This is a genomic window from Sphingopyxis sp. LC81, assembly GCF_000756375.1.
Classification (GTDB): domain Bacteria; phylum Pseudomonadota; class Alphaproteobacteria; order Sphingomonadales; family Sphingomonadaceae; genus Sphingopyxis.
This window is the reverse complement of record NZ_JNFD01000028.1, coordinates 11,787-29,431: the sequence shown is the minus strand read 5'-3', so window position 1 is coordinate 29,431 and position 17,645 is coordinate 11,787. Positions and strand designations below refer to the sequence as shown.

The 17,645-nt window shown below is 64.7% G+C and carries 18 protein-coding genes; 13 read left to right on the top strand and 5 right to left on the bottom strand.

Features of this window, described 5'->3' with window-relative positions; all coding sequences use genetic code 11:
- The first annotated feature begins 86 nt into the window (after positions 1-86).
- Positions 87-998 (top strand): EamA family transporter, encoded by a 912-nt coding sequence (locus tag FG91_RS14075; RefSeq protein WP_037515992.1) that lies wholly within the window; start codon positions 87-89, stop codon positions 996-998.
- Here FG91_RS14075 and FG91_RS14070 read toward each other — a convergent pair.
- Entirely contained in the window at positions 995-1,897 is a 903-nt protein-coding gene (locus FG91_RS14070) for a hydroxymethylglutaryl-CoA lyase (protein WP_037515990.1), read from the bottom strand. The genes FG91_RS14075 and FG91_RS14070 overlap by 4 nt on opposite strands.
- A 118-nt stretch (positions 1,898-2,015) precedes the next feature.
- Between FG91_RS14070 and FG91_RS14065 the strand changes: the two genes are divergently transcribed.
- Both FG91_RS14065 and FG91_RS14060 read left to right on the top strand, forming a co-directional pair.
- Positions 2,016-3,179, top strand: coding sequence for a CaiB/BaiF CoA transferase family protein (locus tag FG91_RS14065; protein WP_052187617.1), 1,164 nt, complete (start codon positions 2,016-2,018; stop codon positions 3,177-3,179).
- Between the two features lie 4 nt (positions 3,180-3,183).
- Entirely contained in the window at positions 3,184-3,888 is a 705-nt protein-coding gene (locus FG91_RS14060) for a glutathione S-transferase family protein (RefSeq protein WP_037515985.1), read from the top strand.
- 3 nt (positions 3,889-3,891) lie between these two features.
- Here the strand turns inward: FG91_RS14060 and FG91_RS14055 are convergent, their stop codons facing one another.
- The gene (locus tag FG91_RS14055) at positions 3,892-4,617 is read right to left on the bottom strand and encodes a glutathione binding-like protein (protein WP_037515983.1); all 726 of its coding nucleotides are present in this window, start codon (positions 4,615-4,617) and stop codon (positions 3,892-3,894) included.
- Between the two features lies 1 nt (position 4,618).
- Complete coding sequence (locus FG91_RS14050) at positions 4,619-5,125, bottom strand: DUF3237 domain-containing protein (protein ID WP_052187616.1); 507 nt, start codon at positions 5,123-5,125, stop codon at positions 4,619-4,621.
- Positions 5,126-5,246: 121 nt separating this feature from the next.
- Between FG91_RS14050 and FG91_RS14045 the strand changes: the two genes are divergently transcribed.
- Together FG91_RS14045 and FG91_RS14040 are read left to right on the top strand one after the other, a co-directional pair.
- The gene (locus FG91_RS14045; protein WP_161785663.1) at positions 5,247-7,511 is read left to right on the top strand and encodes a TonB-dependent receptor; all 2,265 of its coding nucleotides are present in this window, start codon (positions 5,247-5,249) and stop codon (positions 7,509-7,511) included.
- 98 nt (positions 7,512-7,609) lie between these two features.
- A complete protein-coding gene (locus tag FG91_RS14040; protein WP_037515980.1) occupies positions 7,610-8,320 on the top strand; it encodes a glutathione S-transferase N-terminal domain-containing protein in 711 nt (236 codons plus the stop codon).
- 125 nt (positions 8,321-8,445) lie between these two features.
- Here the strand turns inward: FG91_RS14040 and FG91_RS21060 are convergent, their stop codons facing one another.
- Positions 8,446-9,213 carry an SDR family NAD(P)-dependent oxidoreductase gene (locus FG91_RS21060; protein WP_052187614.1) on the bottom strand — a complete coding sequence of 256 codons (768 nt, stop codon included), beginning with the start codon at positions 9,211-9,213 and terminating at the stop codon, positions 8,446-8,448.
- Positions 9,214-9,321: 108 nt separating this feature from the next.
- On the opposite strand from FG91_RS21060, the gene FG91_RS14030 reads away from it, so the two are divergent.
- The 7 genes from FG91_RS14030 to FG91_RS14000 are packed head-to-tail and all read left to right on the top strand — an operon-like array spanning position 9,322 to position 14,753.
- Positions 9,322-10,617: a spinster family MFS transporter gene (locus FG91_RS14030; RefSeq protein WP_081940597.1), complete on the top strand. Its 1,296-nt coding sequence runs from the start codon at positions 9,322-9,324 to the stop codon at positions 10,615-10,617.
- Positions 10,614-11,501 (top strand): SDR family NAD(P)-dependent oxidoreductase, encoded by an 888-nt coding sequence (locus FG91_RS14025; RefSeq protein WP_052187607.1) that lies wholly within the window; start codon positions 10,614-10,616, stop codon positions 11,499-11,501. The genes FG91_RS14030 and FG91_RS14025 overlap by 4 nt, the downstream gene beginning before the upstream one ends.
- A 10-nt stretch (positions 11,502-11,511) precedes the next feature.
- Complete coding sequence (locus FG91_RS14020; protein ID WP_037515979.1) at positions 11,512-11,907, top strand: nuclear transport factor 2 family protein; 396 nt, start codon at positions 11,512-11,514, stop codon at positions 11,905-11,907.
- 10 nt (positions 11,908-11,917) lie between these two features.
- Positions 11,918-12,565, top strand: a complete 648-nt coding sequence (locus FG91_RS14015) for a carboxymuconolactone decarboxylase family protein (RefSeq protein ID WP_037515978.1) — start codon at positions 11,918-11,920, stop codon at positions 12,563-12,565.
- The gene (locus tag FG91_RS14010) at positions 12,562-13,476 is read left to right on the top strand and encodes an SMP-30/gluconolactonase/LRE family protein (protein WP_037515977.1); all 915 of its coding nucleotides are present in this window, start codon (positions 12,562-12,564) and stop codon (positions 13,474-13,476) included. Before FG91_RS14015 ends, FG91_RS14010 begins: the two co-directional genes overlap by 4 nt.
- A 47-nt stretch (positions 13,477-13,523) precedes the next feature.
- Complete coding sequence (locus FG91_RS14005; protein WP_037515975.1) at positions 13,524-14,141, top strand: glutathione S-transferase family protein; 618 nt, start codon at positions 13,524-13,526, stop codon at positions 14,139-14,141.
- Between the two features lie 18 nt (positions 14,142-14,159).
- Complete coding sequence (locus FG91_RS14000) at positions 14,160-14,753, top strand: VOC family protein (RefSeq protein ID WP_052187603.1); 594 nt, start codon at positions 14,160-14,162, stop codon at positions 14,751-14,753.
- Between the two features lie 167 nt (positions 14,754-14,920).
- Here FG91_RS14000 and FG91_RS13995 read toward each other — a convergent pair whose 3' ends face one another.
- Positions 14,921-16,486, bottom strand: coding sequence for a long-chain-fatty-acid--CoA ligase (locus tag FG91_RS13995; RefSeq protein ID WP_037515974.1), 1,566 nt, complete (start codon positions 16,484-16,486; stop codon positions 14,921-14,923).
- On the opposite strand from FG91_RS13995, the gene FG91_RS13990 reads away from it, so the two are divergent.
- Complete coding sequence (locus FG91_RS13990; protein WP_443027746.1) at positions 16,467-17,624, top strand: 5-methyltetrahydropteroyltriglutamate--homocysteine methyltransferase; 1,158 nt, start codon at positions 16,467-16,469, stop codon at positions 17,622-17,624. The two genes, FG91_RS13995 and FG91_RS13990, sit on opposite strands and share 20 nt — an antisense overlap.
- Positions 17,625-17,645: the final 21 nt, after the last annotated feature.

The window sequence follows — 17,645 nt, the reverse complement described above, 5'->3', positions numbered from 1 at the left end:
CATATACTTAGCAATAAAACTATTGCATGGGGCGGCATGCACAGCGCGGGGCGAGTCGGGAAAAACAGGCAGAGCGGGAGGATCGCATGAATCCGATCTGGCTTCCCGCCTCGCTGTTCGGCGGCCTGTTCCAGGCGTGGCGAACCGCGCTCCAGCAGCGGCTTCGCGCCGAACTCAGCATCAGCGGCGCGGGACTGGTGCGCTATCTGTACGGCCTTCCCTTCGCGCTGGTTTTCGCCGCGGCGTGGCTGACGATCCAGCACGATGCGATCCCGGCGTTCGGCGGGGCTTTCGCCGGTTTCGCCGTCGCCGGGGCGATCACGCAAATGGCGGGGACGATCCTGCTCATCATGGCGTTCGGGCATCGCGGGTTCGTCGTCGGCACCGCCTTTTCGAAGACCGAAGCGGTGCAGGCGGCGCTCGTCACCGCGCTGTTCCTAGGCGAGCGGCTGCCGCTGCTAGCATGGATCGGGATCGTTGCGGGTGTCACGGGTGTGCTGGTACTCGCGCTGGCCGGACGCGGGGTTTCGGGGCGCGAGATATGGCGCGCGCTCGGCCAGCCCGCGGCGCTGTGCGGGCTCGGCGCGGGGTCGATGTTCGCGCTCGCCGCGATCGCGGTGAAGCTTGCGACCGCCGAACTCGATGGCGTCGACCTGATCGGTTCGGCGCTCGTCACGCTCGTGGTCGTGATGGCGATCCAGACCACGCTGCACCTTGCTTGGGTTTTGCTGCGCGACCGCGACACCGCGCGCGCGGTTTGCCGCACATGGCGGAACTCGAGTCAGGTCGGGCTGCTGTCGGCGCTCGGCTCGGCGTGCTGGTATATCGGCTTTGCCGCGGCGCCGGCGGCGCTGGTGCGCATCGTCGGGCAGGTCGAGGTCGTGTTCACGATCGGCTTCGCGCATTTCTATCTGCGCGAGCCGGTGCGCTGGCACGAGGTCGCGGGGCTGCTGCTCGTCGTCGGCGGGGTCGTGATGGCGCTGCTCGCGACCTTCTAGGGAAAGGCGGGCGCCTTGCTGACCATCGCGGGCAAGGGACGCCCCATCACACCGGCAAGCCATCCCGCCGCCTCGACGACCTGCGGCAGCGTGATACCCATTTCGATGCCACTCTGTTCGAGCATGTAGATCACGTCCTCGGTCGCGACATTGCCCGCCGCGCCGGGCGCGAAGGGGCAGCCGCCGAGCCCGCCGAGCGACGCGTCGACCGTCACCGCGCCTTCCTCTACAGCCGCCCAGACATTGGCGATGCCGGTGCCGCGCGTGTTGTGGAAATGGACGCGCACGGGCAGTTCGCCGACGGCTTCGCGCACGCGTCCCACCATCTCGGAAACCTGCGCGGGCACGCCGACGCCGATTGTGTCGGCGAGCGCAATTTCCCGTGGGGCTACGTCGGCGGCGCGCTTCGCCATCTCGACGACGCGATCGATTGCGACCTTGCCTTCGAACGGGCAGCCGAAGGCGGTCGCGATGGTGATCTGGCCGCTGCGCCCCGCCGCCTTTGCCAAGCCGACGATCTCCATCGCGGCGGCGAGCGATTCATCAGAGTTTTGGCCTTGGTTGCGGATGCCAAAGCTGTCGCTCGTCACGCACACCGCGCCCAGCTCGTCGATCCGCCCGGTGGCGAGCGCGCGCTCGGCGCCGCGGCGATTGAGGACGAGGCCGATCCAGGTGACATCGTCGCATTCGGGCAGCATCGCGACCAGCTCCTCGGCGTCGGCGAGCTGCGGCACCTTCTTGGGATTGACGAAGCTCGTCACCTCGATACGCCGGACACCATAGTCGATCGCGCGGCGGATCAACTCCAGCTTGTCGGCGGTCGACACGATCGCCGCTTCATTCTGCAGCCCGTCACGCGGGCCGACCTCGACCAGTTCTACAGCATGATTTTTCAACATCTTGCGTCCCGATTATCCCGAGTCATTTAGCAGGTTGAAAATTACATAGCATTCTAAGTATACAAAGGCCATGGGCGAGGCAGGTCGTCTTACCAGAGTCGGCCGCGAAAGGAACGATATGAGCGAGACGGGCAGCGGGGGCGCGCTGGAAGGCATCAGGGTGGTCGAGATGGGGCAGCTGATCGCGGGCCCCTTCTGCGGCCAGCTCCTCGGCGACATGGGCGCCGAGATCGTCAAGCTCGAACCGCCGGAGACCGGCGACCAGATGCGCAACTGGGGCCAGGGCGACAAGCCGAGCTGGTGGCGCGTGATCGCGCGCAACAAATATTCGGTCGCGGTCGATTTGCGGTCGGAGGAAGGCCAGGCACTCGCGCGCGAGCTGATCGCCAAGGCCGACATATTGATCGAGAATTTCCGTCCCGGCACGCTCGAAAAATGGAATCTCGACCCCGCCGAGCTGCGCAAGGCGAATCCCGGGCTGATCGTGGTGCGCGTGTCGGGCTATGGCCAGACCGGCCCCTACTCCGCACGCGCGGGTTTCGGCGGCATCGGTGAGGCGATGGGCGGGTGGCGCGGCATCGTCGGCTATCCCGACCTCCCGCCCGCACGCATGGGGGTGTCGATCGGCGACACGCTCGCCGCCACTTACGGATGCATGGGCGCACTCGCCGCGCTCCACCACCGCAGCAAGACCGGTGAAGGCCAGATCGTCGATTCGGCGCTTTATGAAGCGGTGCTGCAGGTGATGGAATCGACCGTGTCCGATTACTCGGCGAGCGGCACCAAGCGCCGCCGCACCGGGTCGACGCTGCCCGCGATCGCGCCGTCGAATGTCTATCCGTGCAAGGACGGCGAATATCTGATCGGCGCCAATCAGGACGGGGTTTTCGCGCGCCTCGCCGCCGCGATGGGGCGCCCCGAACTCGCCAGCGACGAGCGTTATGCGACGCACCGCGCGCGGGGCGTGCGGCAGGAGGAGCTCGACGCGCTGATCGGCGAATGGACGAGCACGCTGACGATCGCCGAACTCGAAGCGAAGATGGTCGAGGCGGGCGTTCCCGCGGGCCGCGTCTTCGATGCAGAAGACATGCTGAACGACCCGCATTTCGCTGCGCGCGATGCGCTGGTGACGGTTGAGGATGCCGAGTTCGGCGAAGTCACGATGCAGGGGGTGTTTCCCAAACTGTCGGCGACGCCGGGCAGCGTGCGCCGCCCTGCTCCGTTGACGGTCGGGCAGGACAGCGCCGACGTGCTGAAACGCTGGCTCGGACGGGAGGCCTGACGCGATGATTACGCTCTATGGTGGCCCCACCCCCAACGCGCGCAAGATCGCGATCGCACTTCTCGAAATGGGGCTCGAATGGCGGCTCGAATATATCGACATCCTCGCGGGAGATCAGCTGACGCCCGAGTTCCTCGCGCTCAACCCGAACAACAAGACGCCGGTGATCGTCGATGACGAAGGTCCCGGCGGCAAGCAGTTCGTGCTGTGGGAAACCGGCGCGATCCTTCTCTATCTCGCCGAAAAGAGCGGGCGCTTCATGCCGGCCGATCCGGTGAAGCGCGCGATCTGCTGGCAATGGCTGATGTTCCAGGTGTCAGGCGTCGGCCCAATGTTCGGGCAGGAAGTGCATTTCTCGCACTATGCCAAGGATCGGCACGAATATGCGATCGAGCGCTACAGCCGCGAGGTCGACCGGCTGATGATGGTGCTCGACAAGCGCCTGGGCGAGGCCGCGTGGCTCGCGGGCGACGACTATACGATCGCCGACATGGCGACGCTGCCCTATCTGCGCCGCCAGCTGATCGAAAAGGCCGGGCGTTTCCCCAATGTCGATCGCTGGGGCGCCGCGATGCTCGAACGCCCCGCGGTCGCCGAAGGCATGACCGTCGGCGTCGCGCGCGCCGAGACGATCGAGGGCGGGCTCACCGGTTTCACTGACGAGCATCGCGCGATCCTGTGGGGCGACCGCCAGCACGCAAAGCGCTGACGTTCAGTCCTTCGCAACCGCCGCATGGTTCGCGGCACCGAACATGTTCGACCATTCCTTGTCGTCGAGCTTTTGGTGGCGGCCGACATATTTGGCCGGCGCCTTCAGATCCTCACGCGCCATCGCACGCGCTACCGCCGGGCGTCCGCGGATCCGTTCGAACCAGCCATGCATCGCGGGCCATTCGTCCAGCCCCATCCCCATTACGAATGCGGAAGCTCGACCCGGCCAGATCGCCATGTCGGCGATCGTATAATCGTCACCCGCGACATAGGCGCTTTTCTCCAGCCGCTTTTCGAGCACAGTGAGCAGGCGCTTCACTTCCTTCGTATAGCGTTCGACCGCATAGTCCTGCCCGGCCGGCGCATAGCGCATGAAATGGCTCGCCTGTCCGCCCATCGGTCCGAGTCCCGCCACCTGCCAGGTCAGCCATGACAAGGTCGCCGCGCGCGCCGCGCCCGACGCGGGCAGGAAGCGCCCGCTCTTTTCGGCGAGATATTGCAGGATCGCGCCCGACTCGAATATGGTGATCGGGTCGCCTCCGCCTGCCGGATCCTGATCGACGATCGCGGGCAATTTGTGGTTCGGGTTGATGCGCCCGAACGCGGCGGTCAGTTGGTCGCCGTCGAAAATGTCATAGGGAATGATGCGGTAGGGTTCGCCGATTTCCTCAAGCATGATCGCGATCTTCTGGCCGTTCGGGGTCGCCGAATAATGGAGGTCGATCATTTCACAGCACCTCGTGGATCACATGGCGCACCCCGAAATCGGTGCGCTCGCCGACGCCGACCGCGAGCACGCCGTTGAGCCAGCCATATTTGGCGCTCGCGGTTTCGAACACGGGTGCGATTCGCAGATAATAGCGCGACGGGTCGGCGTCGGGGACGGCGGGATCGGCAAACGTCGCGCGCACATCGTCGGGAATGATGTTGCGGCCTGTGTAGCTGAGGTAGATGAGCTCGCCCTCGTCGGTCTGCCACACCGCGCGGGCATCGAAGGTGCCGACCGAAGCATCGTCGCCCAGCCGCCCACCACGCGACCAGTTCCCGCCGCCGGGCAAAACTATACCATTGATACGCGGACCGAAAAACCGGCCGCCGCTGATATAGCCGAGCCGCTGATCGCCGAAGGGCGACGCACCGATGCCGATGATCCCGCCCCCCACCTCGAACTCGACGGTGCACAGATGCCGCGTCGCGAGTGCGACCGGGGTGGTCTGCGTATTTTCTTCGTTCATAATGCGAATCCTCTTCCTGCCTATGGACAAGCATAAAACCATTAGTATACTAAGGGTCAATCAGATTGACGGATCGGAAGCTTTCCGGGACCGCGACGATAAGCTCTATGGGAGGGTGAAGATGAAGGCGCATAACCAGTTCCTGCTGTCCGGCGTGGCGGCGATCGCGATGCTTGCCAATGCCGCGCCAGCGATGGCGCAGGCAGCCCCCGCGGACACGGCGGACGTCGACGACAGCAACGCCAACGAAATCATCGTGACCGCCCAAAAGCGCGAACAGAATCTGCAGAACGTGCCGATTTCGATGGAAGTCGTGAGCGGCGCCAAGCTCGCCGAGTTCAACACCAGCGATATCAAGGCGGTGATGAACTACACGCCGAACGTCTTCGTCCAGTCTACCGCGGGCAACGACGTCATCTATATCCGCGGCTTCGGTTCGCCGCCGGCGAACTTCGCGTTCGACCAGTCGGTCTCGCTCTATGTCGACGGCATCTATGCCGGCCGCAACCGGCAGGCGCAGGCGCCCTTCTTCGACCTCGCGCGTGTCGAAGTGCTGCGCGGTCCGCAAGGCGCGCTGTTCGGCAAGAACACCGCCGCGGGTGCGGTCAGCGTCGTGTCGGCAGGTCCGACGAAGGATTTCGAAGGCGCAATCACCGGCCTTTACAACTTCGACCACAAGGGCACCGATTTCTCGGGCTATCTGTCAGGGCCGATCAGCGACACGCTCGGCGCGCGCTTCGCGTACAAGATCGTCAACCAGGACGGCTATATCTATAACCGCGCGACCGATCACGACGACCCCGAAATCAAGTCGCAGCTGCTGCGCCTGACCGTGAAGTGGGAGCCGTCGAACAATTTCGATTACACCGCGAAGGTCGAGTACGGAAACCGCGAAGTCATCGGCGGCATCACCGTATCGAGCCCGCTGACCAGCGGCCAGGATCCGCAGACCACGCGCTATCTCGAGCGCTCGGCACTCGGCGACGAGGGGAACAACAACAAGTCGGTGATGATCTCGGGCGTCGGCAACCTCGCGCTCGGCGATTTCACGCTGACCTCGGTCACCGGCTATAGCTGGTTCAAGTCGAAGATCGTCAACGGCTTCGACCAGACGATCCCGAACCGCGGCGGAGCGATCACAGCCAATTCGGTCTACAACGCCTTCCCCGAACGTTTCGACCAGATTTCGCAGGAAATTCGCATCCTGTCGCCGACGGGCAAGACCGTCGAATTCATCGCGGGCGCCTATTACGACAAGTCCGATTACACGCTGGAGCAATTTCAGGGCTTCAACATCGCGGCGCTCAACTATTTCGGCCGTATCGACAGCCTGTTCAGGCAGAAGGCTGAATCCTGGTCGGTCTTTGGCCAGGCGACGTTCAACATCAGCGACGCGTTCCGCGCGATCGGCAGCCTGCGTTACAGCCACACGAAGAAGGACGGCAGTTTCGCCTCGCGGCTCGTCTACGGCCCCTTCGCGCTGCGTCCGATCTCCAGCGCCACGGGTTCGATCAGCGAAGGCAATGTCGATCCGTCGGTGACGCTGCAGTACGACATCGCGCCGCGCATCATGGCCTACGCGACCTGGGGCCGCGGTTCGAAGTCGGGCGGTTTCGTCTCGAACACACTCGGCACAACAAGCGCGACCTTCTCGTTCGAGCCCGAACGGTCGGAGAATTTCGAGGCGGGCATCAAATCGACACTGTTCGACGGCAAGGTCGTCGCGAACGTCTCCGCCTATCACACGAAGTTCAAGGACCTGCAGGTTTCGGTGTATCAGCCCGCGATCTCGAGCTACCTGACCGGCAATGCCGCCGCGGCAACGTCGAAGGGCGTCGAAGGATCGCTCAGCATCTACCCGATCCCCAATTTCGACATCAGCGCGTCGGCCGCCTATTCGGATATCAAATATGACGACTATCCCGGCGCGGCCTGCCTCGCCAGCCAGCCGTTGTCGGTTTGCAATCCCGCGCAGACCGATCGGACGCAACCGAACCACGTCGCGAACAATAACCTGGCCGGTTACCCCGTTGCCTATTCGTCGAAGTTCACGGGTAGCGTCACGGCACACGCGCGGTTCGACCTGTCGAGCGATCTGAAGTTCGACATCACGGGCGTCGCGTCGGCGCGGTCGAAATATTTCAATTCGGACAACCAGAGCCCGATCTTCGGTGTCCAGCGCGGCTATGCGAAGCTCGACCTTCGCGTTCAGCTGGCCGACCAGGACGACCGCTGGCACGTCGCGCTCGTCGGCAAAAATCTGACCAACGAGAAAACGATCGGCAGCGCATTCAACCTGCCGGCGCCGATCACCGCGGCCCCGCGCGCGATCCTCTATCTCGAACCCACCCGCAACATTTCGGTCGAGGCCGGGATCAAGTTCTAGGTTCGAATTCGATGTCCCAGGGATCGGCCGCGATCGAAGCTTTCCTCAAAAGGGAAGCGGCGATCGCGGTCGTGACCTGTGTGAAGGGGTGAAGCGCGATGATCGACGTCTATTTCACACCCACGCCCAACGGCCACAAGGTTTCGATCATGCTCGAAGAGGTCGGGCTGCCGCACCGATTGCTCGCGATGAACATGCTCGAAGGGGATCATCTCACCCCCGAATATCGCCGGATCAATCCGAACGGCCGCCTGCCCGCGATCGTCGACCATGACCCGATCGGCGGTGGGGCGCCGCTGCCGGTGTTCGAGAGCGGCGCGATCCTGCTCTACCTCGCCGAAAAGAGCGGGCAGCTGCTCCCCGAAAGCCCGCGCCGCCGCAGTCAGGCGCAGCAATGGCTGATGTGGCAGATGGCGAGTTTCGGCCCGATGCAGGGACAGGCGCATCATTTCATCCGCTATGCGCCCGAAGGGCAGACCTATCCGGTCGAACGCTATCGCAACGAGACCTTGCGGCTGCTCCACGTGCTCAATGGCCGCCTCGGCGAGGCCGATTATCTGGCCGAGGAATATTCGATCGCCGATATCGCGGCATGGCCGTGGACGCGGGCGATCCGCGCGATCGGGCTGACGCTCGATGATTATCCCGCAGTCGCCGACTGGTTTGCGCGGATCGGCGAGCGACCCGCGGTGATGGCAGGGACCGACGTCAAGAACGCCGCGAACCTATCGAGCGCGCGCCCGGTGCTGACCGAGGAGCAATGGTCGAACCTGTTCGGGAAGAATATGCTGGAAGCGCCGACGCGGTGACATCTGCTCCCCTCCCGCTTGCGGGAGGGGTTGGGGGTGGGCCAGCACCCTATCGTTTGCCCACTCCTCTGCGACTAGCGAGCGAGCTCGCAAGTCTCGCTGCCCCTCCCGCAAGCGGGAGGGGCCTACATAGTATCGGCGTGACCCCACTGATATTCGACCTTGCCGCCGAGCCGCCGCACCGCGACCCAATCACCGCCCGCGAGACTATCGTCCTCGATCAGCGCCATAACGCCCCCAGCAATATCCTCGGGCCGGCACGCCTCGTTGTTCGCAAGCACCGCCTCCATCCATTCGGACTTGCCGCCCGCGCCGGTCGTGTCGAGGATCGGGGTGTCGACCAACCCCGGCAACATGCCCGCGACGCGGACGTTGCATTCCTCTTTCAACGGCGCGCAGCAGCGGGTGAACATCATCACCGCCGCCTTGGTCGTCGCGTACATCGCGTCATAGAAACCCGTGCCGAGCGCCACCGTCGACACGGTGTTGACGATCACTCCGCCGCCGCGCTGGCGCATTGCCTGCACCGCAATCTGCGTCGCTGCGACGAGCGAGGTGATATTGATGTCGATGATCCAGCGGATGCGCGCCGCATCGACGTCGGGGAATTGCGGCAAGCCCGACACGACCCCGGCATTGTTGTGCAATATGTCGACATCGCCATGCGCACGAAACCAGGCTTCGGTTGCGGTAATGTCCGACAGGTCGAGTATGTGGACGCTCGCCCGCGCGCCCGCCGCCTCGACCAGCCGCGCGGTTTCGGCGAGCTCCGCTCCGTTGACGTCGACGAGCGCGATCTCCGCCGCGCCGCGGCTGGCCAGCATCATCGCGGTCGCGCGCCCGATGCCACCCGCCGAGCCCGTCACAATGGCGCTTTTGCCGCTGATATCCATCTCTTCTCTCCCGTCGATTTTGCCGTTACCGTAAAGCACATTGACAGATAAACTTAAATACCTAAGTATTTTTGCAACGGGAAGACTCGTGCGTTTTTGGAGAGTGTGATGACAGAGGCGACTGCCCTCGATGGAGGCGCCATAGCGTCCAACCGCGGCCTTGCTGTGCGCCGCAACGTCGCGCTCGCGATGCTCTTCGTGGTCGGCACGATCAACTTCGTCGACCGCCAGCTTCTGTCGGTGCTCGTCGAACCGATCCGCGCCGAAATGGATTTCAGCGATACGCAGTTCGGCCTGCTCACCGGCCTTGCATTCGCGCTTTTCTATGCCGCGATGGGGGTCCCCGTCGCGATGATCGCCGACCGCTGGAACCGCGTGAAGCTGATCGGCATCGCGTGCGTCGTGTGGAGCGGGTTCACCGCCGCGTGCGGCTTCGCATCGAATTTCTGGCAGCTCGCGCTGATGCGCTTTGGCGTCGGTGCGGGCGAAGCCGGGGGCACAGCGCCGTCGCTATCGGTCATCGCCGACTATTACCCGCCCGCGCAGCGCCCGCTCGCGATCGGTATCTTCACGCTCAACGGCCCGTTCGGTGTGTTCGTCGGCGCGACCTTCGGCGCCTGGGCCGCTGCGAACATCGGCTGGCGCAACGCCTTCCTGCTGATCGGCGTCGTCGGTATCGTCGTTGCCCCGATCCTGATCTGGCTCGTCCGCGAGCCCGCGCGCGGACAGATGGACGCCCACAAGCCCGCCGACGAGGCTCTGCCCTTCTCGCAGAGCCTCGCGATGTTCTGGCGCCGCCCGTCGTTACGCATGGTGATGATCGGCAGCGGGCTTGCCGCCTTTACCAGCTATGGCATGCTCAACTGGATCCCGGCGTTCCTGATGCGGACGCAGAAGATGCCGCTCGAAGCGATGGCGACATATTTCGGCCCCGCGGCGGGCATCACCTTCGGGATCGGCATCCTCGGCGGCGGCTGGCTCGTCAGCCACCGCGCGAAAGTGTCGGCGCGCGCTTATGGTACCATCCCGGCGCTCGCGACCGCCGTTCTGATCCCGACCTTCATCGCCGCGCTGCTCGTCGACAGCTGGCAGCTCTCGCTCGCGCTGATGCTGATCCCGATGGCGGCGTGCACCGCCTATGTCGCGCCCGCGCTCGCGCTGGTGCAGAATTTGACCCCGCCGCGCAGCCGCGCGACCGCCGCCGCGGTGCTGATGCTTATGTTCAACATCATCGGCCTCGGGCTCGGCCCGCTGTTCGCGGGGATCGTCAGCGACGGTCTGAAGCCCGAATATGGCGACGGCAGCCTGCGCTGGGCGCTGATGGCGCTGATGCCCTTCGCCGCGGCCGCTGGCATCGCGCAGTATCGTATGACGCGTTACCTTGAGAAAGATTTCGCCGAATGACCGATGTCGCGGGCAAGACCGCCTTCATCACCGGCGGCGCGAGCGGAATTGGGCTTGCCACCGCCAGGGCGCTCGCTGCCAAGGGCGCATCGGTGATTCTCGCCGATATCGATGGTGCAGGCGCCGATGCCGCGGCCGAAGCGCTGCGTAGCGACGGCGCGAACGCAATCGGCCTCCAGCTCGACGTCACCTGCGAGGACAGCTGGGCCGCTGCCGGCGCAAAGGCTCGCGATTTCGGCCCGGTGCGCATCCTGTTCAGCAACGCCGGGGTCGGCGGCGGATCGGGGCCGTTCGAGCAATATGACACTGACGTCTGGCGCTGGAACTATGCGGTCAACGCGCACGCGCATCTCTATGCCTGCCGCACCTTCCTCGGCGACATGAAGGCTAGCGGCGAGCCGAGCCACCTCGTCATCACCTCATCTATGGTCGCGATCGTGCCGCCGCCGATCTCGGTCGCCTATATCAGCTCGAAATATGCAACCCTCGGCATCGCGATGGCGCTGCGCAACGAGCTTGCCGGGACCTGCGTCGATATTTCGGTGCTGATGCCCGGCATGTCGGCGACGCGGATCGTCGAGACGACGCGCGATCTGCGCCCTGTAGAGGTCGAGGTCGGCAAGGCGGCGGCAACGAGCCAGGCGATGCAGGGCGTGCTCGCGGGCGGCATGTCGCCCGACAAGATCGGCGCGCGCGTCGTGCAGGCGATCGAAGCCGGCGACTACTGGATCTTCACCCACCCCGAATGGAAGGCGATGGCCGAGCTGGTGACGCAGGATATGCTGGCATCTTTCGGCCCCTCGGCCGATCCGGCGTACCGGGGTGACGATATCGACGGGCTGATCGCTGCCAACGGCGGCCGCATGTTCGGCGCGAAAGCTTAAGGAGAGCATCATGGCAGAGCAGGACGACATCCGCGCAATGGCGCAGCGCTTTTTCGACGCGATCGAGGCGGGCGACATCGAGACGATGCAGGGAAGCTTCACCCCCGACGCCGAGATCTGGCACAACACCGACGAGCTGATCGTCACGCCCGCGCAGACCGCGCAGACGCTGACCGGCATGGTCGCACGGATCAAGGACCGCGAATATGCCGAGCGCCGGCTGACCACCTTTCCCGGCGGCTTCGTCCAGCAGCATGTGCTGAAGGGCAAGCGCGTCCACGACGACGGCGCGGTCCGCCTGCCCTGCGCGATCATCTGCCAGGTCGAGGGTGGCAAGATCACGCGGCTCGACGAATATTTCGACAGCGCGCACGTCGCCGAATTCCGCAAATTTGCGAACGCCTGAGGAGTAAGCCATGCCCGTCCTGCGCCAGGTTCCCCGGTCCGAAGTCACCGACGAGACCGTCCTCGCTTATTACAACCGCCTGTTCGGCGAGCGCGACCCCGTCGCCGAGCCCGGCACCGCGACCGGCACGCCCGGCGACTGGTGGACGGTCTTCGCGTTGTCGCCTGACATCTTCGAACATGCGGTCAAGGGTTTCGCCGTCTATCGAAACCCGGCACGCACGATCGATCCGGTGCTGCGCGAACTCGGCCAGACGCGCGCGGGCTGGGTCAAGGGCAGCCAGTTTGTCTTCTCGCAGCATTGCAAGTCGCTTCGCGGCCTCGGCGTCAGCGAGGAGAAGATCGCCGGCATCGCCTATTGGCAGGTTGCCGATTGCTACAATGAGCAGGAGCGCACCGTCCTCGCCTATGCCGACTGCCTTGCACAGGCGAGCGGGCGCGTTCCGCTCGAGGTGTTCGACAAGCTCAAGACCTTCTGGAACGACGAGCAAATTTTCGAGTTCACCTACATCACCTGCCTCTATGACATGCATGCGGTGATCACCCGCGCGCTGCGCATGGAATATGACGCGCGCGAGGATCCGATCGTCGAAGTCGCGGCGCCCGAAGGCTTCAACGCCGCCGACTTCCTCAGCGCCCCGCGCCCGGCGAACGGATGAACGGCTTCGGCGCACCCGAGGTCGTCGCAACGGGACTTCGCTTTCCCGAAGGCCCGGTGCCGATGGCGGACGGGTCGGTGCTGCTCGTCGAGATCGCGCGCGGCACGCTGACCCGCGTCACCGTCGATGGCGAACTTTCGGTCGTTGCCGAACTCGGTGGCGGTCCGAACGGCCTCGCGATCGGGCCCGACGGCGCCGCCTATGTGTGCAACAATGGCGGGTTCGAGTGGGTCGAGGCGGGCGGCCTGCTGTTTCCGGGTCACGCCGCGAACGCCGATGCGTGCGGGTCGATCCAGCGCGTCGACCTGACTACCGGCGCGGTGACGACGCTCTACGACAGTTTCGAGAACGAGCGGCTCAAGGGACCGAACGATATCGTCTTCGATGCCGACGGGGGTTTCTGGTTCACCGATCATGGCCAGGTGCGCGACACCGGCCGCGACCATGGCGCGATTTATCATGCCGCCGCCGACGGGTCGAAGATCAGCCGCCAGCGCGCCGACATGATGGGGCCGAACGGCATCGGCCTCTGCCCCGACTGCAAGACGCTCTACGTCAGCGAGACGATGACCGCGCGTGTCTGGGCGATGGACATCGTCTCGCCCGGCGAACTCGGCCCGCCCCTACCGTGGGCGCCCGGGCGCTTCGTCGGCACCCCGCCCGCCTTCCGCCTGCTCGACAGCATGGCGATCGAGGAGAGCGGGCGCATCTGCGTCGGCACGATGGTCGAGGGCGGGATCACGATTTTCGACCCCGATGGCGGCGGGTCGGAGTTCGTGCCGCTGCCCGACCTCGGGGTCACCAACATCGCCTTTGGCGGCGCCGATCGGCGCGATGCCTATATAACGGCGTCGACCACGGGGACGCTTTATCGTGTTCGCTGGCCGCGCCCGGGCTTAATCGTCAACTAAATTGACGATTAAGCCGCAAGATGGTAAAAGGACCAGGAGAGGACAGAATGAAATTCTATAATAGCGTCGGCCCCAACCCGCGCGTCGTGAAGCTTTTCATGGCCGAAAAGGGTATCGAAATCGCCGAGGTCAGCGTCGACCTGCGCGGCGGCGAGAACCGGCGCGCGCCGTATAATGTCGATGTGAACCCCGCCGGTCAGACCCCCGCGCTCGAACTCGACGACGGCAGCTTCGTCTGCGAAGTCACCGCGATCTGCGAATATCTCGACGAGCGTTTTCCCGAGCCGACGCTGATCGGATCGACACCCGAGGAACGCGCCAAAACACGCATGTGGACGCGCCGCGTCGATCTCAAGATTTGCGAGCCGCTCACCAACGGTTTCCGTTTTGCCGAAGGCCTGCCGCTGTTTGAATCGCGGCTGCGCTGCCTGCCCGAAGCCGCCGATGGACTGAAGGCCACGGCGCAGGACGGGATCAAATGGCTCGACGCGCAGATCGCAGGGCGCGAATTCATCGCGGGCGACGCGTTCAGCCTCGCGGACATCATGCTGTTCGCCTTCCTCGATTTCGGCGCGACGGTCGGCCAGCCGATCGATCCCGCCTTCACCAACATCGTGCGCTGGTACGAGCGGATGAAAAGCCGCCCCAGCGTCAACGCACACTGAACCACAAGGAGACGGATCATGGCTGCAGCAAATAGCGAATTCGAATTCTGCGGGGTCAATCACCTCGCGCTCGTGTGCAAGGATATGGCGCGGACGGTCGAATTCTATCGCGACACGCTCGGTATGCCGCTCACCAAGACGATCGACCTGCCCGGCGGGCGCGGCCAGCATTTCTTTTTCGACATCGGCAATGGCGACAGCCTCGCCTTCTTCTGGTTCCCCGATGCACCCGAAGCCGTCCCGGGCATCTCGGCCCCTGCGGCGCTGCCGACGCGGGGCAGTTTCGTGTCGGCGCACGGGTCGATGAACCACATCGCGATCAACGTCCGCGCCGACAAGTTCGACGATTATTATAACCGCCTGATCGAGAAGGGCATCGAGGTCACCCCGGTGCTCAACCACGATGATTCACCGATGCAGGCGTCGGCCGAGCTTCACCCCGGCGTCTTCGTCCGCTCGGTCTATTTCTTCGACCCCGACGGCGTCTGCCTCGAGTTCGCGGCGTGGACCAAGGAATTCGACGAAAGCGACGTCGCGCACGATCCGGTGCAGGCCGACGGCACGAAGCGCGAAGGCTTCATCACCGGCCGCAACCCGGTGCCCGCCGAATAGACATTCCCAAAAGTACACTGGGAACTCCTCCTGGACCCGGCCTTTTGGCCGGGTTCTTTTTTGTGGAGGTTGGCGGGCTGGCGGCTATCGACCGATGGTAGCCATTCATATCTTACTTCGTCATCCCCGCGAAAGCGGGGATGACGAGTGTGGTGGCAATCGGAAAACTACCCCACTGCCCTGTCACGCCCTTCCCAATAGGGCGCGCGCAATTCGCGGCGCAGCACTTTGCCCGACGGGTTGCGCGGCAAGGTCTCGATGAACTCGATGCTCTTGGGAATCTTGTACGCGGCGATCCGCTCGCGCGCCCATGCGACGACATCGGCGGGATCGAGCGTCGCGCCCGCCGCGCGCACGATCAGCGCCTTGACGCTTTCGCCCCATTTGTCGTCGGGCACGCCGATCACGGCGACATCGGCGACGCCGGGGCAGCCCATGATCGCGCTTTCAACCTCGGCCGGATAGACATTCTCGCCGCCCGATACGATCATGTCCTTGATGCGGTCGTGGACGTAATAAAATCCGTCGGCGTCGCGATAGCCGACGTCGCCGGTGTGGAGCCAGCCGCCCGCGAGCGTCTCCTCGGTCGCTTTCGCGCGGTTCCAATATTCCTTCATCACGATGCCGCCACGGATCGCAATCTCGCCGATCTCGCCCTCGCCGAGCTCGCGGCCATCGCCGCCCAGGATCGCCATCGCGGCGCCCGGCCAGGGCTTGCCGCACGAGGTGAGCTTGCCCGGCAGATCATGCGCGCTCGGCGACAGGTATGAGCCGCCACCGGCCGACTCGGTCATGCCGTAAAATTGCACGAAATCGCAGCCAAAGGTCGCGCGCGCGCGGCGCAGCACATCCTCGGCGATCGGCGAGGCGCCATAGGCGATCGACTTGAGCCCGGGATAGGCGCCGCTGTTCGCATCGGGCTGGAGCAGCATCATCTGGATCATCGCGGGCGCGAGGAAGGCGTGCGCGACATTTTCCTCGCGCATCATGCGCACCGCGTCGGCCGCCGTGAAATCCTTGACGAGCACAAGCCGCCCGCCCTGCGCGAGCCCCGAAAAGCTGACGTTGGTGCCCGCGACGTGGAACAGCGGCATGACGATCATCACCGTCTCGTCCTCGCCATAGGCAAAGCCGTCGACCTCGGTCGCGGCCTCCAGGAAGGTCCGGTAATTCGCGTTGGTGAGCACGACGCCCTTCGGCAGGCCGGTCGTCCCACTCGTATAGAGCTGGAGCACATCATCGGTGAGCTCAGGCGGATCGGCGAGCACCGCGTCGGACGCCTCGCCAAGCCATGCATCGAACGGCTCGAACGCGGGATGCTCGCCATAGAGTGCGATCAGTCTTGGCGGCGTCGCCAGGTCGGCAATGGCGGCGAGCGCGCAGTCGAAGAAATCCTCGCCGACGAACAGCAGTTTCGGACCGGCATCGCCGAGGATGAAGCCGATTTCGGCGGGCGCGAGGCGGCAGTTGATCGGCGCGAAACAGGCGCGCGCGCGCGCGGTGCCGAAGAAGAGCGGATACCAGCTGTCATGATTCTTGGTCAGCGCCGAGACGCGGTCGCCCGGAGCCACGCCCGATGCGATCAACGCATGTCCGACGCGGTTCGAGCGCGCATCGAGCGCGGCAAAGCTCGTCTCGCGCTCCCCGAATTTCACTGCAGTCGCCTGCCCCCGCACGCGCGCCTGCGCCGCCGGAATATCCGCCAGCGTCCGGATGGCCTCCAGATCGATCATTTTGCTCTCCCAATCGTCGTTTCGACTTGAATTAGATAGAATACTAAGCAAATGCTTGGCCAGCCTAAAAATGAGAGGAATGGCCTTGTTCGACCACCCCATCCTGCCGACAACGATCGTTGGAAGCTACCCTCAGCCTGACTGGCTGATCGATCGCGAGCGGCTGAAGGCCAGCCTGCCCCCGCGCGTGCGTGCCGAGACGCTGTGGCGCATCCCCGAACCTTGGCTCGCCGATGCGCAGGAGGCTGCGACCTTGATGGCGATCCGCGACCAGGAAGAGCTCGGCATCGACATCGTCGGCGACGGCGAAATGCGCCGTGAAAGCTATTCGAACCGCCTCGCGACCGCGCTCTCGGGGATCGACCGCGAAAAGCATGGCACGGCGGTCGACCGCACGGGCAACGCGAACCCGGTACCGCTCGTTTCGGGCCCGATCCGCCGCGTCGCGCCAATCGAGGCGCAAGATGCGGCCTTCCTCCGCCGCCATTCGACGAAGCCGGTAAAGCTTACCCTGCCTGGCCCGTTCACGATGACGCAGCAGGCCGAGAATGGCTATTATCCCGACGCGCGGGCGCTCGCGATGGACTATGCCGACGCGGTCAATGCGGAGGTGAAGGATCTGTTCGCGGCTGGGGTCGACGTCGTCCAGCTCGACGAACCCTATTTGCAGGCGCGCGCCGCCGAGGCAAACAGCTATGCCATCGAGGCGATCGACCGCGCGCTCGACGGCGTCGGCGGTACGACTGCGCTCCATATCTGCTTCGGTTATGCGATGGTCCATCATGGCGCGGGGGCGACGGGTCCGAAGCCGAAGGCATACGACTTCCTTGCCGAACTCGAGGCGTCGGCGATCGATGTGATTTCGATCGAGGCCGCGCAGCCCGGGCTCGACCCCGCGATCCTCGCCGAGCTGCCGACCAAGACGATCATGTACGGCGTTCTCGACCTGTCGATCCCCGAGGTCGAGACGCCCGAGATCGTCGCGGGGCGCATCCGCGAGGCGCTGCGCTATGTTGACGCCGAACGGCTTTGGATCGCGCCCGATTGCGGGATGAAATATCACAGCCGCGAGCATTCGCAGGCCAAGCTGAAGGCGATGGTCGACGGGACCGCGATGGTACGGGCGGAGCTGAAATAGGCCTTTGAGGCGTTCCCCGGC

Bases quoted from the DNA above. Each gene is read 5' to 3' on its own strand.
- FG91_RS14050 (WP_052187616.1), bottom strand. From the start codon at position 5,125: ATGAACGAAGAAAATACGCAGACCACCCCGGTCGCACTCGCGACGCGG.
- FG91_RS14065 (WP_052187617.1), top strand. From the start codon at position 2,016: ATGAGCGAGACGGGCAGCGGGGGCGCGCTGGAAGGCATCAGGGTGGTC.
- FG91_RS21060 (WP_052187614.1), bottom strand. From the start codon at position 9,213: ATGGATATCAGCGGCAAAAGCGCCATTGTGACGGGCTCGGCGGGTGGC.
- FG91_RS14020 (WP_037515979.1), top strand. From the start codon at position 11,512: ATGGCAGAGCAGGACGACATCCGCGCAATGGCGCAGCGCTTTTTCGAC.
- FG91_RS14055 (WP_037515983.1), bottom strand. From the start codon at position 4,617: ATGATCGACCTCCATTATTCGGCGACCCCGAACGGCCAGAAGATCGCG.
- FG91_RS14060 (WP_037515985.1), top strand. From the start codon at position 3,184: ATGATTACGCTCTATGGTGGCCCCACCCCCAACGCGCGCAAGATCGCG.
- FG91_RS13990 (WP_443027746.1), top strand. From the start codon at position 16,467: ATGGCCTCCAGATCGATCATTTTGCTCTCCCAATCGTCGTTTCGACTT.
- FG91_RS14070 (WP_037515990.1), bottom strand. From the start codon at position 1,897: ATGTTGAAAAATCATGCTGTAGAACTGGTCGAGGTCGGCCCGCGTGAC.
- FG91_RS14030 (WP_081940597.1), top strand. From the start codon at position 9,322: ATGACAGAGGCGACTGCCCTCGATGGAGGCGCCATAGCGTCCAACCGC.
- FG91_RS13995 (WP_037515974.1), bottom strand. From the start codon at position 16,486: ATGATCGATCTGGAGGCCATCCGGACGCTGGCGGATATTCCGGCGGCG.
- FG91_RS14015 (WP_037515978.1), top strand. From the start codon at position 11,918: ATGCCCGTCCTGCGCCAGGTTCCCCGGTCCGAAGTCACCGACGAGACC.
- FG91_RS14010 (WP_037515977.1), top strand. From the start codon at position 12,562: ATGAACGGCTTCGGCGCACCCGAGGTCGTCGCAACGGGACTTCGCTTT.
- FG91_RS14045 (WP_161785663.1), top strand. From the start codon at position 5,247: ATGAAGGCGCATAACCAGTTCCTGCTGTCCGGCGTGGCGGCGATCGCG.
- FG91_RS14005 (WP_037515975.1), top strand. From the start codon at position 13,524: ATGAAATTCTATAATAGCGTCGGCCCCAACCCGCGCGTCGTGAAGCTT.
- FG91_RS14000 (WP_052187603.1), top strand. From the start codon at position 14,160: ATGGCTGCAGCAAATAGCGAATTCGAATTCTGCGGGGTCAATCACCTC.
- FG91_RS14025 (WP_052187607.1), top strand. From the start codon at position 10,614: ATGACCGATGTCGCGGGCAAGACCGCCTTCATCACCGGCGGCGCGAGC.
- FG91_RS14040 (WP_037515980.1), top strand. From the start codon at position 7,610: ATGATCGACGTCTATTTCACACCCACGCCCAACGGCCACAAGGTTTCG.
- FG91_RS14075 (WP_037515992.1), top strand. From the start codon at position 87: ATGAATCCGATCTGGCTTCCCGCCTCGCTGTTCGGCGGCCTGTTCCAG.